We start from the raw sequence: 20,808 nt of genomic DNA on the forward strand, positions 1-20,808 counted from the left end.
ATTGCCCTCGACCCAAGCGAGGGCGGTCCCGCAGGACCGACCTAGACCCGAAAAGCTCCGATCAAACGCTTCAACTCGATTACCTGTGCCGACAGCGCCCGGCTGGCATCTTCGGTCTGGCAGGCTCCCTGGGTGGTGTCCTGCGCCGCCCGGTTGATCGCCACGATATTCTGGTCGATGTCATGGGCCACCGCTGTCTGTTGCTCGACGGCAGCTGCGATTTGCTGGTTCTGCTCGACGATCCCGCCAACCGCGCCGAGGATATTGCCCAACGCCTGCTGTACCTGGCGTGCCTCATCCACCGTGCCCGACGCCATTTGGTGACTGCTGCCCATCGCCTGGACTGCAGCGGCCACGCCGGCTTGCAGGCGCTGGATCATCAGCGCGATTTCTTCGGTGGAGTCCTGGGTGCGTCGGGCCAGCGTGCGCACTTCGTCGGCGACCACGGCAAAGCCCCGGCCCTGCTCGCCGGCGCGGGCCGCCTCGATGGCGGCGTTGAGTGCCAGCAAGTTGGTCTGCTCGGCAATGCTGCGGATCACCTCCAGCACTCGGCCAATCGCCTGGCTGTCGCCGGCCAGTTGGTTGATCGCCGATACCGTCTCGTCGATTTCCGCCGCCAGACGGTCGATGCTGCCTTGCTGGTGCTCCACCAGGCCTCGGCCATTGGCACTCTCACGGTTGACCTGCTGCGCCCCCTCGGCTGCCAGCGCCGCACTGCGCGCCACTTCCAGGGCGGTCGCGCTCATCTGGTTCATCGCCGTGGCCACCTGTTCGATCTGCTCACGCTGACCACTGACCGCCAGGTTGCTGCGAGCCGACACAGCCAGCACCTGCTCGGCCTGCTCCTCGACCGTAGCCACGGTGCGCCCCACCTGGTCGATCAACCCCCGGATGCGCTTGACGGTTTCGTTGAAGCCCTGGCCCAGCTCGCCCAGTTCATCGCGGCTATGGGCCTGGAAGCTGACCGTCATGTCACCGTCCGCGACCTTGTCCATGGCACTGCCCAACTTGCGCAAGGTGGCCTTGGTCGAGACGAAGAAACCACCATAGAGATAGAGAATCAGCGCAAAGACGCCCGCCAGCACGCCGACCAGGCCCACCATACGTAGGCGCTGCTCGCTCAGGCGCGCCTGCAGTTGCCCTTGCAACTGGGCAAGAATGGCATCGTTGAGCTGGTAGGTCTGGCCGATCAGGTCGCTGACTTGTTGATAGAACGTCGCCCAAGGCGCATCCAGGGTCTCGGCCACCACCACCTGCTCCTCGAACAATGCCGCCGCCTGCTTGACCGTGGCCTGGCTAGCCTGCGCGGCCCCTGCCAAGCCTGCCTTCACGGCCTGGTCCCCGGCCAGTGCATCGTCCAGGCGAATGGCATAGTCGGCGGCCAGGCGCTCCAGACGTTGCAGCAGGTCTTCGAACCGAGCGCTGCCGGCAGAGTCGATGAAGCCCCGGCCCAACGCCACGGCACCCATGGCCCTGCCTTCGCCCAGGGTCTGGGTGACCTGGGCCGTAGCAGTGCCTACCAGCTCGCTCAGCTGACGGACCGACGCCTGGTCGTCCTGGCCCAAGCCGGACTGGTTGACCTGCAATTTGCCAAACACTTGGGCAAGGCCCAGCAGCTTGTCGAACAACGCGACCTTGTTCTGCAGCGAGGACTCCACCCGGGCCTGGGCAAAGGCTGCCGACAGCTCCTCGCGCTTGGCCTCCAGCAGTGGGTCATGGCCTTGCAAGGCAAGCAATTGCGCCTGGACCCTGTCCTGCAGCGCAGCGATGCGTGACTCGATGTCTCCAGCCTGACCCGACTGGCCAAGTACCGCGTTGATCTGCAACAGGTTGCCCAGTGATTCCAGATCGCCTCGCAGCGCCAGGCTGCCAGCCAGGGGTGAAATACCCTCGAGTTCGACGCGAGTGGACTGGAATTGCTGGTAGGCATCACGGACCAGATAAAAGCTGGTCACCAGCATGGGCAGGAAGAACAGGACACTGATGAGGCTGAATTTCTGGCCGAAGCTCAGCCGATTCATCAATGCGATGGCCGGATAGAGCAAACGCTTCACAGGTCACCTCCATGGATTCTTATTGTTCTGCGAGATAGCACCAGGCCACTGGTATAACGCAGATCGAATCGGAGGTTTGTAAAGTAAGGTTAACCGATGGCGGCAGGGCCGCAGTGCAAGCCGGCCCCTCCAGGCTCAAACCAGCACGGTCCACAGCGCGAAGCACGCGTACCACAACACGGCGGTGCGCAACAGCAGCTCCCAGAGGCTGTCCAGACGGCCAAGCCCACGCTGACTGTCTTCCTCATCGGGAATGTCGTCGGCAACTCGACCCACCCGGGTCACCAGGTGCGCGGCACTGATGTGCCAGTTCAACAGTTCGTGCAGCATCACACGCATCACGGCAACGAAATTGCCCACCAAGGCGAAGCTCACGGCGATGATCCGCACCGGCAGCCAATCCATGACATGTCGCAGTCGCTCGGCGCTGGCCTTCAATGCGGGCTGACCGCTGTGCGCGATGCTCAGCGACAACAAGCGGTAGGCCAGCGCGGCAGCGGGGCCGAGCACGAAATACCAGAAGATCACTGCGAAGAAGCTTTGATAGGCCTGCCACAGCAAATACCCCTGAACCTGCACCAGCAAGGCCCGAGGCTCCTCGGCAACCAGGCCCAGGTCCCGCTCGGCCACATGCAACGCGGCCTGCTCGTCGCCCCGGCGCCAGGCGTCACGAAACGGCCCCAGCGCAGCCTTGGCATCTCCCCGGCCCAGACTGTAGATCAGCACCAACAGGTGCACCGGCATGGCCAGCAGGCCATAGGCCACAGGCTCCAGCACATGCAGTAGCAGGGTCAGCAGGATGACCGGTGCCAGCACCAGAATGGCCAGCGTCCACCAGGGATGGACCTTGCCGCTGCGCTCCAGGCGCACCAGCTCTCCCAGGAAAAAGCCATCGCGCTGCAGTCGATGACGCAAGGCCGAAAACTTCTCGACCCAGAGCACCAGCACCAACACCAGAAAACTCATGCGTTGTCCTCGTTTTCCTTGACAGCTTTTCGGTAGCGGGGCCAGTCGAATGCCGGCCCTGGATCGGTCTTGCGTACTGGCGCGATGTCGCTGTGACCCTGGATCCGTGCCAGGTCGATGGCCGGCCAGGCGCGGCGTATCTGTCGCGTCAGTTGCTCCAATGCAGCGTACTGGGCATCGGTGTACGGTAGGTCGTCAGTGCCTTCGAGCTCGATGCCGATGGAGAAGTCGTTGCAGCCTTCACGCCCATCGAACGACGACACACCCGCATGCCAGGCGCGATCGAGCAGTGACACGAACTGGGTAACGGCGCCATCGCGCTCGATGAACAGGTGCGCCGATACCGTCAGGTGGCAGATGCCTTCGAAATAAGGGTGCGCCTTGGGATCGAGCTGGTTCTGGAAGAATGCCTGGACATTGCCCGTGCCAAAGCAGGCAGGCGGCAAGCTGATGTTGTGGATAACCAGCAGGGAAATCGACTCACCTGCAGGGCGCGCGTTGAAGTTCGGCGAGGGGCAATGGGTGACGCCGTCGAACCAGCCTGTCGCACGGTTCAGTTGCATGGGGAGTTCCTGAATAGCAGGGGTTACCCGCGCAGTATGCCCTGCCACCGACACCGGGTGCATGTAAATCATTGTGACGATTGGCCAGCGGGCCGTTTCAGTGGGCGTGTTGCTGCCGCAAGCGGTCCAGGACAGTCTCGAGCGCCCGCTCGAACAGCTGGCCGTCGTCCAGCAGGCGGGCTTCTCCATGGCGCAGGGCTTGTGCCAGGCCCGCCGTGCTCCACTCGCGCGCTTTCATTCCGGTGCGGTTGGCGAACACCAGGCGGTCAGTGCCGTCGATGCGCGCCACCAGCTTGCAGCGCAGCGGCTCCTCGTCATCGAACACCTCGACCCAGCTGCCGATACGCAGGCGCTGGACCTGCTGCATGTGCATGGCCAGGCCATCGGACTGACGCAAGGGCGCACAGGCCGGTTCTTCGGCAATCGCCAAGACGATGTCGTCGCCGACCAGCACCTCTGCCAAGGCCGGATCGTCGTCGACTGTAGACGGCTCTCCCCCGGCGCAAGCACGCAGGTGCAACCGCTCCAGGGCAAGGAAGAATTCGCGAGTGGCGGCCGAATCCTGCGCCACGCCCGCCAGGCCGTCGCGCAGGGCCTTGAGCAGCCCCGGCACCTGCTGCAACAGGCGCTCACAAGCCCGCGGCCCGTGGTGGGGGGCAATACTGGCCAGCAATGCGTCCAAGGTTGCCAAAGCGTTGACCCAGGCCAGGGACGCCTCGCCTTGCTTGAGCCATGCCAGCATCATCACCTGGCTCCATGACTGCACCAGCATCTGCACCACCACCTGCGGCCATACATGCCCGCGCAAGCGCTGATTGAGCGCCTGCTGCACCTGCTGTCGGGCCTGCAAGGCACGCGCACGGCCTTCCTCGGCATCGCGGGTGCGCTGCTCAAGCAGTTCGTTGCGTCGCCGTTCGTCCTGGTTGAACGTCACGAAGTCTTCCAGCAGTTCGGCAAACAGACCCACGTCGTCGGTGAAATCGTTCAGCAGCCGCTGGACGATGCGCTCCACACGCAGATGCAGGCTGTCGCGCAGGCCCTGCGCATGGGCATCCCAGCCGAACGAGGCAGCGGCCAATTCGTTGAGCAAGCGCCGCACGGGATGGCTGGGCCGGCTGAACACGCCCTTGTCGAGCAGCGCGACCTTCAGCACCGGTATATGCAAACGGCCCAGCAATGCGCGCAGGGATGGCGGCAAGTTGTCGTCAGCCAGGATGAAGTCGAACAGCAGTCCGACGAGGTTGATCATGTCTTCGTCGGCCGTGGCGATACGCCTGCGGGTACCGCTGCGAACACTGACACGCAACAACAGCTGCTCGAGCTGCTGGCCAAGGACGAAGTCCTCAGGCTCGTAGGTGGCCGGTACGTACTGTTGAAGGTGCGACAGCAGGCGCAACAGGTCGGCGGTGCTGATCGGATGGGCAGTCGCCACCGCTTGCAAGCGCGGCGCGAACCGCCCGCGCTCGGGTGCCAGCAGGCCTTGCAACGAATCGAAGAACGCCTGACCGGCCGCATTCTGGCCGGTAACATCCTCGCGGACCTCGGCTGCCAACGCACGCCGGGATGCCCGTTGCCGATCTTCTGCCCGGCGGCGCGGCGCAGGCTGCAGGTCGGGCAGCACGCCTGCCGCGGCGAGCAACTGGTTCGCCTCGCCATATAGCACGTCGATGTCACGCAGAACGTAGCGTTCGAACAACTTCAACAGCACCAGCTTGACCCGCAGCCCGACCCCCAGGCTGCGCCCGGCGTCGAGGAAGTAGCCGCACAGCGCGCCAGGCTCCAGCGGGTTGTGCCAGTCGTCCAGCGCATGGCCAAGCAAAGTCTGGAACCGAAGGTTCAGTTGCCCCAACGCAAGGCCATCGCGCGACAGCACCCGCGCGATCATGCCATCGACCGCGGCGGCCCGCTCCAGCTGCGCCTGCCCGCGCGGGCTGTCAGGCTGACTGAGGCCAGCCAAGGGGTCGACCCGGCCCAGGCGCGCGAAGGCATCGTGGTAGATATCGAGAAAACCGCGCTCGATGCTCTTGCGCTTGAGCCGCAAGTCGCGCATCGCTTCGAAGTACAGGTTCTGGTCGAAACGCTCAGCGGCCTTGTCCGCCATTTCGAAAAGGGTGTCGTCGGCATTGTCGAACAAGTCCTGCAGGGCCTGGCGCAACTGCAAGGCAGCTTTGTCGCGTACCTGCAGCAGCAACATGGGGAGGCAAGGCAAAGGCGTACGCACGCCACGATCGATGGCCGCCGCCAAGGGCACCACCTTGCCTTCTTTTTGCATCCCTGACTCCTTGCTGGGTGTTTTCAAGTCTTAGCGCGAAAATCGTCAAAGCTATGACGCCAAATATTGGTCGATATTATCGGTAAAAAAGCGGGCCTCTGCCAGCATCCATTGCATCGCAGGGTAAAGACCATGGGTTGAAGCGAATGCTCGGCGCACCTGACCAAAGGTCACCTGCAAGGCGGCTGTACACACCGTCCCCCTGCCCTATAATCGCCGGCACCTAGCTTGTGGAGCCGAACATGCCGAACCTACGCCTCGCCGACCTGACTGCCGAAATCGAAGCCAATGTGCGCCGTGCGCTGCTGGAGGACATCGGCAGTGGCGACATCACCGCACAGCTGATCCCGGCCGAGCGCCTGGCCAAGGCCACCATCATTACCCGCGAAGACTGCGTGATCGCCGGCACTGCCTGGGTCGATGCGGTGTTCCGCCAGCTCGATCCGCGGGTGGCCGTGCACTGGCAGGTTGCCGATGGCGAGCGGGCCAAGGCCAACCAGGCCTTGTTCCACCTCGAAGGCCCGGCACGCTCGCTGCTGAGTGGCGAGCGCTCGGCGCTGAACTTCCTGCAGATGCTGTCGGGTGTCGCTACCCGCGCGCAGGCGCTGGCCGACAGGGTGAGCGATACCCAGGTACGCCTGCTCGACACCCGCAAGACTTTGCCCGGCCTGCGCCTGGCGCAGAAATATGCGGTCACCTGTGGTGGCTGCTACAACCACCGCATCGGTCTGTACGACGCCTTCCTGATCAAGGAAAACCACATCGCCGCCAGTGGTGGCGTCGCCGAAGCCGTGGCGGCGGCGCATCGCATCGCTCCGGGCAAGCCGGTGGAGATCGAAGTGGAAAGCCTGGACGAGCTGCGTCAGGCACTTGATGCCGGGGCCGATATCATCATGCTCGACGAACTGACCCTGGACGAGATGCGTGAAGCGGTGCGGATCACGGCGGGCAAGGCGAAGCTCGAAGCCAGCGGCGGGGTGAACGAGAGCACGCTGCGGGTGATTGCCGAGACGGGCGTGGACTACATCTCGATTGGTGCGATGACCAAGGATGTGAAGGCGGTCGACCTGTCGATGCGGTTGAGCCTGTAAAAAGTCCAGATACGAAAAGGGGCTGCCTAGCAGCCCCCTTCCGGTTCGGTCGTGAAACGCCCTGCGATCAGTGCGAGGCGTTTGCCAGGCCATCCAGGTAGCGCTCGACGTCCAGCGCTGCCATGCAGCCTGCGCCGGCCGAGGTGATGGCCTGACGGTAAACGTGGTCTGCCACATCGCCGGCCGCGAACACGCCCTCGACATTGGTGGCGGTGGCGTTGCCGTCACGGCCGCCGTTGACCACCAGGTAGCCGTCCTTGAGGGTCAGCTGGCCTTCGAACAGCGAAGTGTTCGGGGTGTGGCCAATAGCGATGAACACGCCGTCGACCTTGATTTCGTCGCTGCTGCCATCGTTGTTCTTCAGGCGCGCACCGGTGACGCCCATGTTGTCGCCCAGCACTTCATCCAGCGTGGCGTTGAGCTTGAGCTCGATCTTGCCTTCGGCGACACGGGCGTTGAGCTTGTCGACCAGGATCTTCTCGGCGCGGAAGGTATCGCGGCGATGCACCAGGGTGACCTTGCTGGCGATGTTGGCCAGGTACAGCGCCTCTTCCACGGCAGTGTTGCCACCGCCCACCACCGCTACCGGCTTGTTGCGGTAGAAGAACCCGTCGCAGGTAGCGCAGGCAGAAACGCCTTTGCCCATGAAGGCTTCTTCCGACGGCAGGCCCAGGTAACGAGCGCTGGCGCCGGTGGCGATGATCAGTGCGTCGCAGGTGTACTTGCCGCTGTCACCTTGCAGGGTGTAGGGCTTGTTGGCCAGGTCGACGGCATTGATGTGGTCGAAGACGATTTCGGTCTCGAAACGCTCGGCGTGCTCCTGCATGCGCTGCATCAGGGCTGGGCCGGTCAGGCCGTGGGGGTCGCCCGGCCAGTTGTCGACTTCGGTGGTGGTGGTCAGCTGGCCACCGGCCTGCATGCCAGTGATCAGCAGGGGCTTGAGGTTGGCGCGGGCGGCATAGACCGCGGCGCTGTAACCGGCAGGGCCGGAACCGAGAATGATGACGCGCGAATGACGTACTTCGGACATGTCGAACTCCTGTCGAGCCGGCCGCACAGGGCCGGTATCGGTGTACCAGCTGCGCAGCTGAAATTAAAAGGACCTACGCAACACTTGGGGAAGTGCTACATCGCGCAGGCCCGAAACCTGAAAAGTTGAGCGCACTGTAGCGAGGTCGCAGAGATTAAGGAAATATCCTTCGACAATCCACCTCATAGGCATCCTCTATACCCCAATTTCGACGAAGGAAAACACCTGGCGCTTTTGTTACAGCCGGTTTCCCAACCACCGTCCGCCTTTCGTCGGCGCCGCAAACTCGGTAAGGTCAGCGCGTTTTCCCTCTGTGCGGAGTGTCCCGATGCAAGCCCCTGTCCTTTCCGGTCCCCAGTACCTTCGCGAAGGGTTGAAACTGGTGCTGAGCCCGAACCTTCGGTTGTTCGTGCTGCTGCCCCTGGCGGTCAACCTGCTGCTGTTCGGCGGGCTGATCTACTTCGCAGGCCATCAGTTCAGCCTCTGGGTCGACGCCCTGATGCCGACCCTGCCTGAGTGGCTGAGTTTTCTGACATACATTCTATGGCCACTGTTCGTCGCCCTCGTGGTGTTGATGGTGTTCTTCACCTTCACCATGCTGGCCAACGTGATCGCCGCGCCGTTCAACGGTTTTCTCGCCGAGAAAGTCGAAGTGGTGGTCCGCGGCCAAGACACCTTCCCGCCGTTCAGTTGGGGCGAGCTGGTGGCGATGGTGCCGCGAACCCTTGGCCGCGAAATGCGCAAGCTGGGCTACTTCCTGCCACGGGCCATCGGTCTGTTCATCCTGTCGCTGATCCCGGTGGTCAACGTGATAGCGGCGCCTCTGTGGCTGATCTTCGGTGTGTGGATGATGGCCATCCAGTACATCGACTACCCGGCGGACAACAACAAGATGAGTTGGCAGGACATGCTCGCCTGGCTACGTAGCAAGCGCTGGCAGTCGCTGGGCTTTGGCGGCATCACTTACCTGGCGCTGATGGTGCCGCTGGTGAACGTGCTGATGATGCCGGCGGCGGTGGCGGGGGCTACGTTGTTCTGGGTGCGCGAGCGTCATTGAGCTCAAGGCGCCGCAAAGCGGCGCATCGCCGGCAAGCAGGCTCCTGCAAACCGCACGGGAGCCGAGCGCCTGACTCAGTGGCTGAGCTGGCTGGAGAACTGCCCCACCGCATCCACCACTTTCTTCGCCCCTTCCTGAATCTCGACGATCACCCCACCGGTATCGGCCGCCAGCGCCAGCCCCTGCTCTGCCTGGCGCTTGCTGGTGTCAATGATCTCTACCGCGGCCTGGGCAAGCTGCTCGTTCTGCTGCACGACCCTGGCGATCTCCTCGGTGGCGGTACTGGTGCGCGAGGCCAACTGACGCACTTCGTCGGCTACCACGGCAAAGCCTCGGCCCTGCTCGCCTGCGCGGGCTGCCTCGATGGCGGCGTTGAGGGCCAGCAGGTTGGTCTGGCCAGCGATGTCGCTGATGGTCTTGATGATCGAACCGATCACCCGCGACTGGGTGTCCAGCGCCTTGATCCCTTCGGCAGCCTCCTGCATGGACGTTTCCAGGCCCCGCATCACGCTTACCGACTGGGTCACCACGTCAGTGGCCTTGCGCGCGCTGGAGTCCGTCTCCAGCGACGTGTTGTAGGCAATATCGGCCGCCTGGGCCACCGCCAGTTCCTGATTGACCTGGTCGGTGATCACCGTGGCGAACTTCACGACTTTGTACAACACATCCTGGGCGTCGAAGATCGGGTTGTAGGAAGCTTCCAGCCAGACCACCCGACCGTGGGCATCGACACGCTTGAACCGGTCGGCCACGTATTCGCCACGACGCAGTTTTTCCCAGAATGCCTGGTACGCCGTAGAGTTCGCTTCTTCCGGCTCGCAGAAAATACGGTGGTGCTTGCCACGCACTTGCTCAAGGCTATAGCCCACCGACTGCAGGAAGCGGTCGTTGGCCGTTAACACATAGCCATCGAGGTTGAACTCGATCACGGCAGTGGAACGCATCAGCGCGTTGATCAGGCTCTCGTGCTCGCGCGACGTTTCGATGGTGCGGGTCAGGTCGCTGGAGTGCATGGTGAAATGCTTGATCCGCCCATCGCTGCCCTTGACCGGCTGCAGGATCGAACGCAGCCAGGCCTCCTGGCCGTTGCCACGCAGCAGCCGGAAAGCGCCGTTGAGGTGTTCGCCACGGGTGATGGCGTTCTTCATCCGCTCATAGAAATCAAGCTTCTTCACGTGCGCGGGGACGATCTCTTCGATATTGCGTCCTATCAACTGCTCGCTGCGGTACAGCATCTCGCTTTCGAAGTTGCTGTTGACCGCGTCGATGCGTCCCTGGGGGTCGAGCTGGAGCACGAGCATCTCGCTGTCGAGGCTGCACTTGACCTGCTCGATGGACAACAGGTCCTCGCGCAACTGCTGGATTTCTTTCTTGAGCTTTCTGTTGAACATCACCGCTCTCCCGGAGCGCGACCCATGATGGAATGCATCTGCATCGGCTATAGGTCCACGGTTCTTGAGCACTTTGCAACGAAATATTCACAGCGCCGGCGTCGCCGGAAATCAGGCGTCATCCGTGCGTCACTTCATCGTCACATGAGCGCAATGAAGCAGGCGGAAACTTTTTGTCATGAATATGCCAGCCCTTCGCATCGCCCTTGTCAGTGAAACCTTCCCACCCGAGATCAACGGTGTGGCCAATACCCTTGGCCACTTGAGCGAAGGGCTTCGGCAACGCGGCCATCAGGTGGAAATAGTACGGCCACGCCAGGCCGGTGATGGTCGTGACGAAAGTGACCAGGACCTGCTGCTGTGTCGAGGCTGGGCCCTGCCCGGCTACCCTGGGCTGCAATGGGGCGAAGTATCGATGCATACCCTGTGGCGCCGCTGGCGCAAACTGCGCCCGGACGTGCTGTACATCGCCACCGAAGGGCCGCTGGGGCTCAGCGCCTTGCGCGCAGCGCGGCGCCTGGGCATCGCGGTCGTCAGCGGCTTTCATACCAACTTCCCGCAGTACTCCGGCCAGTACGGGCTGGGCTTGTTGGCACGGCTGCTGACCCATTACCTGCGCTGGTTCCACCGGCGCACCGCCGCCACACTGGTACCCAGTGCCAGCCAGCAGCTTGAACTCGAGCGCCGGGGGTTCGAACGCCTGGCATTGATGGCCCGGGGCGTCGATGCCTGCCTGTTCAACCCGGCGCGACGCAGCCAGGCGCTGCGCGACAGTTGGGGGCTGGGGCCCCATGACATTGCCGTCCTGCATGTCGGGCGACTGGCCGCGGAAAAGAATCTCGGCCTGCTGCGGCCCTGCCTGCAAACCTTGCAGAACACTTATCCACAGCTGCGCCTGCGCCTGGTGGTGGTGGGTGACGGCCCACAGCGAGCAACCCTCGAGCAGCAACTGCCGGAGGCCGTCTTCTGCGGCGCGCAACGAGGCGAATCCCTGGCCGAACACTATGCCAGTGGCGACCTGTTCCTGTTTCCGAGCCTGACCGAGACCTTTGGCAATGTCGTGCTCGAAGCGCTGGCTTCCGGCCTGGCGGTGGTTGCTTATGACGAGGCCGCCGCCGCCCAGCACATTCGCCATGGTCACAGCGGCGCCCTGGCCATGCCAGGAGACCAGGCCGCCTTCATCGACGCTGCCTGCTGGTTGCTGGAAGAGCACGAAACCCTGCGCCGTGTGCGCCTGAACGCTCGCCAGCATGCCAGCCGTCAGGGCTGGCCGGCGATTGTCGAGCAGTTCGAGGCGCACCTGCAAAGCGCCTGCAACCAGGCGCTAGCGACAGCCCCTGCGCTGACGATCAAGCCAGGGTCGACAATGCCTCGCGGCTAAAGGGCAGTACCTCCGTCTCACGCCCCTCGCGGACCTTGAGTGCCCACTCGGCATCCACCAGCAGCGCCCTACCCACTGCCACCAGGTCGAACTCTTCATCGCCGAGGCGACGCAACAGCCCTTCGAGGCTGGCCGGCTTGGCCACTTTGTCGGTGTCGACCATGAACTGCAAAAACTCCCCCTCCAACCCGACGCTGCCCACGGTGATGGTGGGCTTGCCGGTGAGCTTGCGGGTCCAACCCGCCAGGTTCAGTTCAGAGCCTTCGAACTCAGGCTCCCAGAAACGTCGAGTTGAACAGTGGAAGATATCCACACCGGCTTCGGACAACGGCTTGAGGAAAGCGCCCAAGGCCTCCGGGGTGTCTACCAGTCGTGCACTGTAGTCCTGCTGCTTCCACTGCGAGAAACGCAAGATGATCGGAAAGTCCGGGCCGACCGCGGAGCGTACTGCCTGGATCAGCTCGATGGCGAACCGCGAACGGGCGGCCAGGTCGCCGCCGTATTCATCCTCGCGCTGGTTGCTGGAGGCCCAGAAGAACTGGTCAATGAGGTAGCCATGGGCACCGTGAATCTCCACCCCATCCATGCCAATGGCCTGGGCATCGCTGGCGGCCTGGGCGAAAGCGCTGATTACCTCACGGATATCGTCATGGGTCATTCCATGCACCAGCACCTGGCCGTCTTTTACCTTCTCGCTCGGCCCGTAGCCCGGCACACTGGCATCTGGCTCGGTACCCAGGCGGCGTACCGCGCCCACGTGCCAGAGCTGCGGCACAATGCGCCCGCCTTCGGCGTGAACCGCATCGACCACCTGTTTCCAACCCGCCAGGGCATCCGCGCCGTAGAAACGTGGAACGTTGGGGTAGCCATTGGCCGCCCGGTGACCCACTGTGGTGCCCTCGGTGATGATCAACCCCACACCTGCGGCCGCGCGGCGGCGGTAGTAATCGACGACGCCATCGTGAGGAACGCCACCCGGGCAGAAGGTCCGGGTCATGGGGGCCATGACGACGCGGGTCGGCAACTGCAGGGCGCCGAAGGTAAAGGGTTGGAACAGCGGGTTGGTTGACATGGGCGCGCGTCCGTCTGGTGAGGAATTGCGCCTGAGGTTAGGGGGAGAGGAAGGCCTGGCCCAGTATTATTGATCTGGGTGATTCTGGGGTATCGCCGGCGAACCGGCTCCCACAGGACCTGCGCGGTCCTCTGTCGGAGCCGGCCTGCCGTCGATGAAGACTTCAACCCAGCGCTTTCTCGATGGCCTGCACCACGGACGGATCATCCGGCGCGGTACGCGGTGCGAACCGGGCCAGCACACGCCCGTCCTTGCCCACCAGAAACTTTTCGAAGTTCCAGGTGATATCCCCCGGGAACTCGGCGCCCTCGCCCGCCAGCAGGCGATACAACGAGTGACGTTGCGGCCCGTTTACTTCGAGTTTGCTTCCCAAAGGGAAGCTCACGCCGTAATTCAGGCTGCAGAACGCCTGAATCTCCTTTTCGCTGCCCGGTTCCTGGCCGGCAAACTGGTTGCATGGCAGGCCAAGCACGTTGAAACCTTTGTCCTTGTAGTCCTGGTAAAGATTCTCCAGGGCTTTGTACTGCGGCGTCAGACCACACTTGGAGGCAACATTGACCACCAGCACCACCTGGCCCTTGAACGGGGCCAGGGGCAGGTCCTCGCCGTTCAACGCCTTCAACGTCAGGTCGTGAAATGCACTCATGATAAATCCCCTCTGAGGTTCCTGATTGCCGCTGGGGCGAAACCCGCCCACTAAAAAGGCGCTCGTTCAAGCCGTCCACCTTCCGTTGGGAAGGCTGGTCGGCTTGCCCGAGCGCCTGGCGACTTTCTGAGCTTAGCGCAGAAAATCAGTGGTGATGGCCACCTTCACCATGGATGTGACGGTGAGCGATCTCTTCCTCGCTGGCGTCACGCACGTCGACGACCTTGACCTTGAAGTTCAGGCGCTGGCCAGCCAGAGGGTGGTTGCCGTCGACAGTGACGTCATCGCCGTCGATGTCGCGGATGGTGACGATCTGCATCTGGCCGTCCGGCGCCGAAGCGTGGAACTGCATGCCGACTTCCAGCTCGTCGACGCCTTCGAACATGCTGCGGTTCAGGGTGCTGACCAGCTCGGCCAGGTATTCGCCGTAGGCTTCTTCCGGCTCGATGGCAACGGCCAGCTCGTCACCGGACTCTTTGCCTTCCAGGGCTTTTTCCAGGCCCGGGATGATGTTGGCGGCACCGTGCAGGTACACCAGCGGCGCGCCGCCGACGGAGCTGTCGATGACCTCACCGGCGTCGTTGGTCAGGGTATATTCGATGGAGACAGCCTTGTTGGCGGCGATCAGCATGGGGGCACGACCTTTTGCAAAAGTATGTAGAGGACACCAGTGTAACCAAGGCACCGTCCGAATGCGAACGCACCGCGGACCAGGAGCGGCCCATCAGTCGGATCACCGGCTTTCACCAGGACGAAGAAGGCCACTGGGTGGTCGAGCTTTCCTGCGGCCATACCCAACATCTGCGCCACCAACCCCCTTGGCAGGCTCGCCCGTGGGTGCTCGACGCCGGACAACGGCGACAGCACATCGGACAGGCTTTCGCCTGCGGCTGGTGCGCACAGGGGGCCGATAGCGCTACCCTTGGCCGTTGATTCCTTGCACCGCTTATTTCGAGAAGCACGCATGCAGACATTTTTCATTGCGCCGACCGACTTTGGTGTCGGCCTGACCTCCATCAGCCTGGGCCTGGTGCGCACCCTGGAGCGCGCCGGGCTGAAGGTGGGTTTCTTCAAGCCCATTGCCCAGCCTCATCCGGGCGATACCGGCCCCGAGCGCTCCAGCGAGCTGGTGGCCCGCACCCACGGCATCAAGCCGCCTGTTCCGCTGAGCCTGGCCCATGTGGAACGCATGCTCGGCGACGGCCAGCTGGACGAACTGCTGGAAGAGATCATCCGGCTTTACCAACAAGCTTGCGTCGGCAATGACGTGGTGGTGGTCGAAGGCATGGTGCCAACCCGGCATGCCAGCTATGCGGCGCGGGTCAACCTGCACCTGGCCAAGAGCCTGGACGCCGAAGTGATCCTGGTTTCGGCGCCGGAAAACGAAGTGCTCAGCGAGCTCTCCGGCCGCGTCGAGTTGCAAGCCCAGCTGTTCGGTGGCCCACGCGACCCGAAAGTGCTCGGGGTGATCCTCAACAAAGTGCGAACCGATGAGAGCATGGCCGAGTTCGCCACGCGCCTTCGCGAGCATTCGCCCCTGCTGCGCGGCGATGACTTCCGACTGCTCGGCTGCATTCCCTACCAGCCCGAGCTCAATGCCCCGCGCACCCGCGACGTGGCCGAGCTGCTGGGTGCGCAAGTGCTCAACGCCGGCGACTACGAGCAGCGGCGCATGAACAAGATCATCATCTGCGCCCGCACAGTGGCCAATACCGTCCCCTTGCTGACGCCGGGCACCCTGGTGGTCACGCCAGGCGACCGTGACGACATCATCCTCGCAGTGAGCCTGGCGGCGATCAACGGCGTCCCCCTGGCCGGGCTGTTGCTGACCAGCGACAGCAAGCCAGACACCCGCATCCTTGGCCTGTGCCGTGGCGCCCTGCAGGCTGGCCTGCCGATCCTGTCGGTCAGCACCGGCTCGTACGACACCGCCAACCAGCTCAACTCGTTGAACCGCGAGATACCGGTGGATGACCGCGAGCGCGCCGAATTCATCACCGACTTCGTGGCCAGCCACCTCGACGCCGCTTGGCTGCACCAGCGTTGCGGTACCCCGCGCGAGCTGCGCCTGTCACCCGCGGTGTTCCGCTACCAGTTGATCCAACGCGCCCAACAAGCCAACAAGCGCATCGTGCTGCCCGAAGGTGCCGAGCCGTTGCTGGTGCAGGCGGCTGCCATCTGCCAGGCGCGCGGCATCGCCCGCTGCGTGCTGCTGGCCAAACCCGAGGACGTCGAGGCGGTAGCCCGCGCGCAGGGCATCAGCCTACCGGCGGACCTGGAAATTCTCGACCCGGAACAGATCCGCGGGCGCTATGTCGAACCGATGGTCGACCTGCGCAAGAGCAAGAACCTCAATGCGCCCATGGCCGAGCAGCAACTGGAGGACCCGGTCGTGATCGGCACCATGATGCTGGCACTGGATGAGGTCGACGGCCTGGTTTCTGGCTTGGTGCACTCCACCGCCAACACGATCCGCCCTGCCCTGCAACTGATCAAGACCGCCCCGGGCGCCAGCCTGGTGTCCTCGGTGTACTTCATGCTGTTCCCCGACCAGGTGCTGGTGTACGGCGATTGCGTGATGAACCCGCACCCCAGCGCCAGCGAACTGGCCGAAATTGCCCGGCAGAGCGCCGAATCCGCGCAGGCGTTCGGCATCGCGCCACGAGTTGCGATGATCAGCTATTCGAGCGATTCGGCGAGCGATGATGAAGTGGAAAAAGTGCGAGAAGCGACACGCCTGGCACAGAGCGTCGAACGTAACCTGCTGATTGACGGCCCGCTGCAGTACGACGCGGCAGCCAACCCCGAGATCGCCCGTCAGCTGGCACCGCAAAGCCCAGTGGCCGGGCGTGCCACGGTATTCGTATTCCCCGACCTGAATACCGGCAATACCACCCACAAAGCGGTGCAGCGCAGCACCGACGGGGTCAGCCTGGGACCTATGCTGCAGGGGTTGCGCAAGCCGGTGAACGACTTGCCGCGTGGAGCACAGGTGGACGATATCGTGCACACCATTGCCTTGACGGCGATTCAGGCCAGCGTGGTGCGCTAGAGAGAAGGGGCTGCATGGCAGCCCCGGATCAAGGCCGCTGCGACAGTGGTTGAAGACACTGCGCAGCAGCCCCTATCTCAATCAAGGGTACTGCTGAACCTGACCCTGCTGGTCATACTGCTGGCCAGGAATCGGCTTCAGGTTGACCTCGACACGGCGGTTCTGCGCCCGGCCATTGGCATCGGCATTGCTGGCGATCGGTTGGTCCGGGCCCATACCGCGCACCGTGACGCGCGAGGCATCGACACCTTGGGAGGTCAGGTAGCTGCTGACTGCCTGGGCACGGCGCTGGGACAGGTCCATGTTGTGCTGGCGGCTGCCGGTGCTGTCGGTGAAGCCAACCACTTCGATGGTGTTCTGGTTGAACTGCTTGAACGAACTGGCCAGGTTGTTCAGCGGTGTGTAGAAGCTAGGGGCAATGTTCGCCGAATCGGTAGCGAAGGTAATGTTGCCTGGCATGATCAGCTTGATCTGGTCACCCTGACGCTGAACCTCGACGCCGGTGTTTGCCATTTGCGCGCGCAGCGCGGCTTCCTGCTTGTCGGCGTAGTAGCCATAGCCTGCGGCAGCGGCACCGACGGCGGCTGCACCGATCAACGCACCCTTGCCACGGTTGTTGTGGTCGATGGCGGCACCGGCGATAGCACCGGCCAGCGCGCCCAAGCCACCGTACTTGGCGGTTTTGCTCATCCCGGTGGAGCCCTGCGCCTGACCCTGGCTGTCATAGGGGTTCTGGTTGGCACAGCCGGCCATCAGGGCCGCGGCGGTAGCGACGATAATCAGACGACGCATGGTGAACATGGACAAGCTCCTACTGAAATTCATGTGTACGGCAGAGCGCGAATGGATCTTCGCCAGCCTTGGATGGGTAATTTACGGAAAAATTCCATGAAAGGCTTTTCATGATGGCTCACGCCCGCACGAAAGGGTTCTCGCGCATTTCGTCGCCCAGGCGTGTGTCAGGGCCGTGGCCAGTCACCACGATGGCCTCTTCGTCCAGGCGATACAACCGTTCCTTGATAGAGCGCACGATGGCCCGCTGATCGCCACCCCACAAATCGGTGCGGCCAATTCCACGGCGGAACAGGGTGTCACCGGCTACCAGCAGCTTGGCCTCGGCGAACCAGAAGCTCATCGAACCCGGCGTGTGTCCCGGGGTGTGCAACGCCACGCCACAACCGCAGGCCAGTTCCTCGTCGTCCCCAAGCCAGCGGTCTGGCGAAGGCACCGGCGTGTAGGGCACCCCGAACATCTGGCACTGCATTTCCAGGTTGTCCCACAGCGGCTGGTCATCCTTGTGCAGATGCAGGGTGGCGCCAGTCAACTCCTTGAGCTTGCCTGAGGCAAGGAAATGGTCGAAGTGCGCGTGGGTGTGAATGATGCTCACCAAGGTCAGGCCATGGGCCTGCAGGCGGGCGAGAATCTTGTCCGGGTCACCCCCAGGATCGACCACGATGGCTTTTTTGCTGACAGGGTCGCCGATCAGCGTGCAGTTGCACTGCAGGGGGCCGACGGGGAACGTTTCGCGGATGAGGGTGGTTTGCGGGGGCATCTGGCTACCGGGCATGTCCGAGTATGTTTTGGGCGATTCAGACGAGAGCCTACCATCAGTTCTGTAGTGAGGCGCAGATCGAGCGCCGCCCGCGCAGCGAATCGCGAGCAAGGCTCGCTCCTACGTTTGTTTCGGGCCAGTCATGGCTACGGGATTTGCGCGCGACCGCTTTGGTGCACGGCGCGAAACCGAGTCTTACGAACAAGGCGGTCGCGCGTGTCTGCCACTGGTGTTACTGGCCAAAAAAACGTAGGAGCGAGCCTTGCTCGCGATGCGCCGCGCGGGCGGCGTTCGCATTCATAGGCGCTAAAAATACATGCGTACGCCAATACCCTCAACGCAATTCACCACCAGCCTCAAGGCAAATACAACCGGAACAACCCACCGCCAAGCGCCCCGCCATTGGCAATCTCGATCCGTCCGCGTACGCCATTGCGTTCATGCAGTGCCGCAATCCTGGCCGCGAAGTAAAGACCAAGCCCGGTGCTGCCACTCTGCGGGTCGATCCCTTGCACATAGTCCAACTGCCGTTCGAGCATGCGTGGAGGGTAACCCGCGCCATCGTCGTTGACGCTTATCACCAACTGCTCACCGTCTTCCTCGATGCTGATCAGCAGCGCATGGCCGGCATAACGGATGGCGTTGGTGAGCACATTGGCCACCACCGTGGCGACCAGTTCGCGGTCGAAAAAACCCAGCGGGTTGTCGCTGTCGATACGCCAGGTAGCGAGGATATCGCGGTGCTTGAGCACCTCCTCGTGAGCGGCGAGCTGGGCCTCGATGAAGTCGTCCAGCTCGTGGTAGTCCGGGCATACCGGCAACTGGTTGACGCCCAGTTTGTAAAGGCCCAGCAGCTGCACCAGCATGCCGTTGAGATGACGAAACTCATGTTCCATGACCCCTTGCTCGGACCCGCCGCGCAGCTCCTCGGGCAAGCGCGCCAGCCACTGGTCGTGTGCCTGGATCAACGCTGACAGCGAGTTCTTCACGTCATGCACGGTGGAGGCGATCACCGTGGAGAAATCCAGCCCCTGGTTGTCCTGGTTCATGCGCCGAATATCCGAACGTGCAATTTGCGATAGCGGTCGTAGCGGCTATCGCTGGCGGGGATGCCGGCCACGCTGTTCAGGCAACTGCGGCACTCTTGCATGATGTCGGGCGATGGCGTTTCACCCCCGATGCGCAACAACGCCTGGGCCGTGTTCAGCGCGATACTGATGTTCTTCGGTTGCAGCCCCAACGCCTTGCGGAACATCTCCAGCGCCTCGTTCAACTGCCCGCCCTGGTAACTGCGCACACCCTGACGGTTGAGGTCGACAGCCTCGGTGACAGCGCCAAGCACCGCCGGGTCGTCAGTCAGCTTGGCGACGCTTTGCATGACCTTGGGGTCGTCGCCATAGGTTTCCACGCAACCTTTGAGAATGGCGCCGCCCGCTGCCTCCTGGCCAAGCGCTTGCAACTGCTTGGCCACGGTAAGGGCAGCCTCGACCGAGAAGAACTGCTCCATCTTGTCCAGACGCTGCATGGCTTGCTCAGTCAACTTGGCGGCGGTTTCGGCATCACCTGCCTGCTGCAGGCTGGCGGCCTTCATCAAGCGGGCGCGAACCTGCAGACCCTGGTCCTCGACGTTCTCCTTGGCCACCTCGCTGAGCACGGTATTGATCTCGACGCGAGTACGCGCATCGAGGCCAAAACCCGCGTTCTTGTTCATCAATGCCTGAACCAGGCCAAGGTTGCTTTCGGCATCTTTGTAGCGCGAGCTCTGCCCCTGGTTCACCGCATGCCGATAAGCCTTGGAGGCACTTTCGAAATCTTCGTTGCTCAACGCCAGCTTGCCCAGGGCCGCCTGACGCCTTACCGCGAGGGGCGACAGGCGCACGGCTTCTTCCAGCATGTGCTGGGCACGCTTGGTTTCGCCTTGGGCGACCAGCACCTCGGCCATGCCGTCGTACAGCGCCGGCATGATCGGGAAGGCTTTGAGCGCCTGTTCATACACGCCCTGGGCCTGGGCATGCTGACCACGCTTGTGCAGCAGGCTGCCCAGCGCCGAGTACGCCCACGGCTGCGGTCGGCTGGCGAGAATGGCCTTGAGGAACTTGTCCAGCTCGTCGAAGCGGCCGAGATCGCGCAAGGCATCGGCCCGATAGCGCAGGCACAGCGGGGCGAAGCGCGGGTCCTGCTTGCACAGCTCGGCGCACGCGGCCAGCACTTCGGCCGGACGACCGCGGTCCAGGGCCTGGAGTATCGGCTTGAGCAGGGTCTTGCGCTGCACCAGCTTTTCCAGGCGCTGAGCCAGGCCAACGCGGTTGAACGGCTTGGTCAGGTAGGCATCGGGCTCATGTTCGATCGCGCTGAGCACGATGGCTTGGCTGCTTTCGGCCGTCACCATGATGAAGACGCACTCGTGGCTGATCAGCTTGTCGAGGATCAGGTCCTCCAGCACCTGCTGGCCGTTCTTCTTGCCGTCGCCCAGGTGGAAGTCCTGGAGGATAAAGTCGTAGCGCTTCTGCCCGCACATGCGGATGGCCTGCTCGCCACTGTCGGCGGTGTCCACATCACGCACGCCCAGTTCGCGCAGCATGGAACGGGTCGACGTGCGAAAGTCGGTGAAGTCGTCGACGATCAGAAAGCTTTTTTGCCCGTACTGCAGCATCAACACGACCTGTCTTGGGATAATTGGA

At 63.1% G+C, this 20,808-nt stretch carries 18 protein-coding genes; 5 read left to right on the plus strand and 13 right to left on the minus strand.

Going from position 1 to position 20,808, the window contains the following annotated elements; all coding sequences use genetic code 11:
- Nucleotides 1-41: 41 nt before the first annotated feature.
- From P3R38_RS20790 to P3R38_RS20805, 4 genes are all read right to left on the minus strand, one after another.
- Nucleotides 42-2,054 (minus strand): methyl-accepting chemotaxis protein, encoded by a 2,013-nt coding sequence (locus P3R38_RS20790; RefSeq protein ID WP_027907449.1) that lies wholly within the window; start codon nucleotides 2,052-2,054, stop codon nucleotides 42-44.
- Nucleotides 2,055-2,189: 135 nt separating this feature from the next.
- Nucleotides 2,190-3,020 (minus strand): regulatory signaling modulator protein AmpE, encoded by an 831-nt coding sequence (gene ampE / locus P3R38_RS20795; RefSeq protein WP_104883318.1) that lies wholly within the window; start codon nucleotides 3,018-3,020, stop codon nucleotides 2,190-2,192.
- Complete coding sequence (ampD, locus tag P3R38_RS20800; protein WP_202675624.1) at nucleotides 3,017-3,583, minus strand: 1,6-anhydro-N-acetylmuramyl-L-alanine amidase AmpD; 567 nt, start codon at nucleotides 3,581-3,583, stop codon at nucleotides 3,017-3,019. The genes ampE and ampD overlap by 4 nt, the downstream gene beginning before the upstream one ends.
- A gap of 97 nt (nucleotides 3,584-3,680) precedes the next feature.
- A complete protein-coding gene (locus tag P3R38_RS20805; protein WP_027907451.1) occupies nucleotides 3,681-5,855 on the minus strand; it encodes a DUF1631 domain-containing protein in 2,175 nt (724 codons plus the stop codon).
- Between the two features lie 242 nt (nucleotides 5,856-6,097).
- Here P3R38_RS20805 and nadC point away from each other — a divergent pair, with 242 nt between their 5' ends.
- A complete protein-coding gene (nadC, locus tag P3R38_RS20810; RefSeq protein ID WP_027907452.1) occupies nucleotides 6,098-6,946 on the plus strand; it encodes a carboxylating nicotinate-nucleotide diphosphorylase in 849 nt (282 codons plus the stop codon).
- A gap of 67 nt (nucleotides 6,947-7,013) precedes the next feature.
- On the opposite strand, the gene trxB is transcribed toward nadC, so the two are convergent.
- Nucleotides 7,014-7,976 carry a thioredoxin-disulfide reductase gene (trxB, locus tag P3R38_RS20815; RefSeq protein ID WP_023382308.1) on the minus strand — a complete coding sequence of 321 codons (963 nt, stop codon included), beginning with the start codon at nucleotides 7,974-7,976 and terminating at the stop codon, nucleotides 7,014-7,016.
- Nucleotides 7,977-8,304: 328 nt separating this feature from the next.
- Between trxB and cysZ the strand changes: the two genes are divergently transcribed.
- Entirely contained in the window at nucleotides 8,305-9,033 is a 729-nt protein-coding gene (gene cysZ / locus P3R38_RS20820) for a sulfate transporter CysZ (protein WP_023382309.1), read from the plus strand.
- A gap of 74 nt (nucleotides 9,034-9,107) precedes the next feature.
- Here cysZ and P3R38_RS20825 read toward each other — a convergent pair whose 3' ends face one another.
- Complete coding sequence (locus tag P3R38_RS20825) at nucleotides 9,108-10,424, minus strand: PAS domain-containing methyl-accepting chemotaxis protein (protein ID WP_023382310.1); 1,317 nt, start codon at nucleotides 10,422-10,424, stop codon at nucleotides 9,108-9,110.
- A gap of 178 nt (nucleotides 10,425-10,602) precedes the next feature.
- On the opposite strand from P3R38_RS20825, the gene P3R38_RS20830 reads away from it, so the two are divergent.
- Nucleotides 10,603-11,805 carry a glycosyltransferase family 1 protein gene (locus P3R38_RS20830; protein WP_027907453.1) on the plus strand — a complete coding sequence of 401 codons (1,203 nt, stop codon included), beginning with the start codon at nucleotides 10,603-10,605 and terminating at the stop codon, nucleotides 11,803-11,805.
- Here P3R38_RS20830 and P3R38_RS20835 read toward each other — a convergent pair.
- The 3 genes from P3R38_RS20835 to P3R38_RS20845 form a co-directional block, all read right to left on the minus strand.
- A complete protein-coding gene (locus P3R38_RS20835; RefSeq protein WP_277686563.1) occupies nucleotides 11,774-12,877 on the minus strand; it encodes an NADH:flavin oxidoreductase in 1,104 nt (367 codons plus the stop codon). The genes P3R38_RS20830 and P3R38_RS20835 overlap by 32 nt on opposite strands.
- 163 nt (nucleotides 12,878-13,040) lie before the next feature.
- Nucleotides 13,041-13,523, minus strand: coding sequence for a glutathione peroxidase (locus P3R38_RS20840; protein ID WP_023382313.1), 483 nt, complete (start codon nucleotides 13,521-13,523; stop codon nucleotides 13,041-13,043).
- A 145-nt stretch (nucleotides 13,524-13,668) separates the two neighbouring features.
- On the minus strand, nucleotides 13,669-14,154 hold the full coding sequence (locus P3R38_RS20845) for a peptidylprolyl isomerase (protein WP_023382314.1): 486 nt from the start codon (nucleotides 14,152-14,154) through the stop codon (nucleotides 13,669-13,671).
- Nucleotides 14,155-14,168: 14 nt separating this feature from the next.
- Here P3R38_RS20845 and P3R38_RS20850 point away from each other — a divergent pair, with 14 nt between their 5' ends.
- Both P3R38_RS20850 and pta read left to right on the plus strand, forming a co-directional pair.
- Nucleotides 14,169-14,456 (plus strand): DUF3565 domain-containing protein, encoded by a 288-nt coding sequence (locus P3R38_RS20850; RefSeq protein WP_023382315.1) that lies wholly within the window; start codon nucleotides 14,169-14,171, stop codon nucleotides 14,454-14,456.
- 31 nt (nucleotides 14,457-14,487) lie between these two features.
- The gene (pta, locus tag P3R38_RS20855) at nucleotides 14,488-16,575 is read left to right on the plus strand and encodes a phosphate acetyltransferase (RefSeq protein ID WP_023382316.1); all 2,088 of its coding nucleotides are present in this window, start codon (nucleotides 14,488-14,490) and stop codon (nucleotides 16,573-16,575) included.
- A gap of 81 nt (nucleotides 16,576-16,656) precedes the next feature.
- On the opposite strand, the gene P3R38_RS20860 is transcribed toward pta, so the two are convergent.
- The 4 genes from P3R38_RS20860 to P3R38_RS20875 form a co-directional block, all read right to left on the minus strand.
- On the minus strand, nucleotides 16,657-17,376 hold the full coding sequence (locus tag P3R38_RS20860; protein WP_023382317.1) for an OmpA family protein: 720 nt from the start codon (nucleotides 17,374-17,376) through the stop codon (nucleotides 16,657-16,659).
- A gap of 109 nt (nucleotides 17,377-17,485) precedes the next feature.
- On the minus strand, nucleotides 17,486-18,127 hold the full coding sequence (locus P3R38_RS20865) for an MBL fold metallo-hydrolase (RefSeq protein WP_041925550.1): 642 nt from the start codon (nucleotides 18,125-18,127) through the stop codon (nucleotides 17,486-17,488).
- A 356-nt stretch (nucleotides 18,128-18,483) separates the two neighbouring features.
- Entirely contained in the window at nucleotides 18,484-19,176 is a 693-nt protein-coding gene (locus P3R38_RS20870; protein WP_023382319.1) for a HAMP domain-containing sensor histidine kinase, read from the minus strand.
- Complete coding sequence (locus P3R38_RS20875; RefSeq protein WP_023382320.1) at nucleotides 19,173-20,780, minus strand: tetratricopeptide repeat-containing response regulator; 1,608 nt, start codon at nucleotides 20,778-20,780, stop codon at nucleotides 19,173-19,175. The genes P3R38_RS20870 and P3R38_RS20875 overlap by 4 nt, the downstream gene beginning before the upstream one ends.
- Nucleotides 20,781-20,808: the final 28 nt, after the last annotated feature.

The sequence above is a fragment of the Pseudomonas sp. NyZ480 genome, assembly GCF_029537255.1.
Taxonomy (GTDB): Bacteria; Pseudomonadota; Gammaproteobacteria; order Pseudomonadales; family Pseudomonadaceae; genus Aquipseudomonas; species Aquipseudomonas taiwanensis.

Excerpts from the sequence above, each read along its gene's own strand:
- ampE (WP_104883318.1), bottom strand. The coding sequence starts at position 3,020 with ATGAGTTTTCTGGTGTTGGTGCTGGTGCTCTGGGTCGAGAAGTTTTCG.
- ampD (WP_202675624.1), bottom strand. The coding sequence starts at position 3,583 with ATGCAACTGAACCGTGCGACAGGCTGGTTCGACGGCGTCACCCATTGC.
- P3R38_RS20805 (WP_027907451.1), bottom strand. The coding sequence starts at position 5,855 with ATGCAAAAAGAAGGCAAGGTGGTGCCCTTGGCGGCGGCCATCGATCGT.
- nadC (WP_027907452.1), top strand. The coding sequence starts at position 6,098 with ATGCCGAACCTACGCCTCGCCGACCTGACTGCCGAAATCGAAGCCAAT.
- trxB (WP_023382308.1), bottom strand. The coding sequence starts at position 7,976 with ATGTCCGAAGTACGTCATTCGCGCGTCATCATTCTCGGTTCCGGCCCT.
- cysZ (WP_023382309.1), top strand. The coding sequence starts at position 8,305 with ATGCAAGCCCCTGTCCTTTCCGGTCCCCAGTACCTTCGCGAAGGGTTG.
- P3R38_RS20825 (WP_023382310.1), bottom strand. The coding sequence starts at position 10,424 with ATGTTCAACAGAAAGCTCAAGAAAGAAATCCAGCAGTTGCGCGAGGAC.
- P3R38_RS20830 (WP_027907453.1), top strand. The coding sequence starts at position 10,603 with ATGAATATGCCAGCCCTTCGCATCGCCCTTGTCAGTGAAACCTTCCCA.
- P3R38_RS20835 (WP_277686563.1), bottom strand. The coding sequence starts at position 12,877 with ATGTCAACCAACCCGCTGTTCCAACCCTTTACCTTCGGCGCCCTGCAG.
- P3R38_RS20840 (WP_023382313.1), bottom strand. The coding sequence starts at position 13,523 with ATGAGTGCATTTCACGACCTGACGTTGAAGGCGTTGAACGGCGAGGAC.
- P3R38_RS20845 (WP_023382314.1), bottom strand. The coding sequence starts at position 14,154 with ATGCTGATCGCCGCCAACAAGGCTGTCTCCATCGAATATACCCTGACC.
- pta (WP_023382316.1), top strand. The coding sequence starts at position 14,488 with ATGCAGACATTTTTCATTGCGCCGACCGACTTTGGTGTCGGCCTGACC.
- P3R38_RS20860 (WP_023382317.1), bottom strand. The coding sequence starts at position 17,376 with ATGTTCACCATGCGTCGTCTGATTATCGTCGCTACCGCCGCGGCCCTG.
- P3R38_RS20865 (WP_041925550.1), bottom strand. The coding sequence starts at position 18,127 with ATGCCCCCGCAAACCACCCTCATCCGCGAAACGTTCCCCGTCGGCCCC.
- P3R38_RS20870 (WP_023382319.1), bottom strand. The coding sequence starts at position 19,176 with ATGAACCAGGACAACCAGGGGCTGGATTTCTCCACGGTGATCGCCTCC.
- P3R38_RS20875 (WP_023382320.1), bottom strand. The coding sequence starts at position 20,780 with ATGCTGCAGTACGGGCAAAAAAGCTTTCTGATCGTCGACGACTTCACC.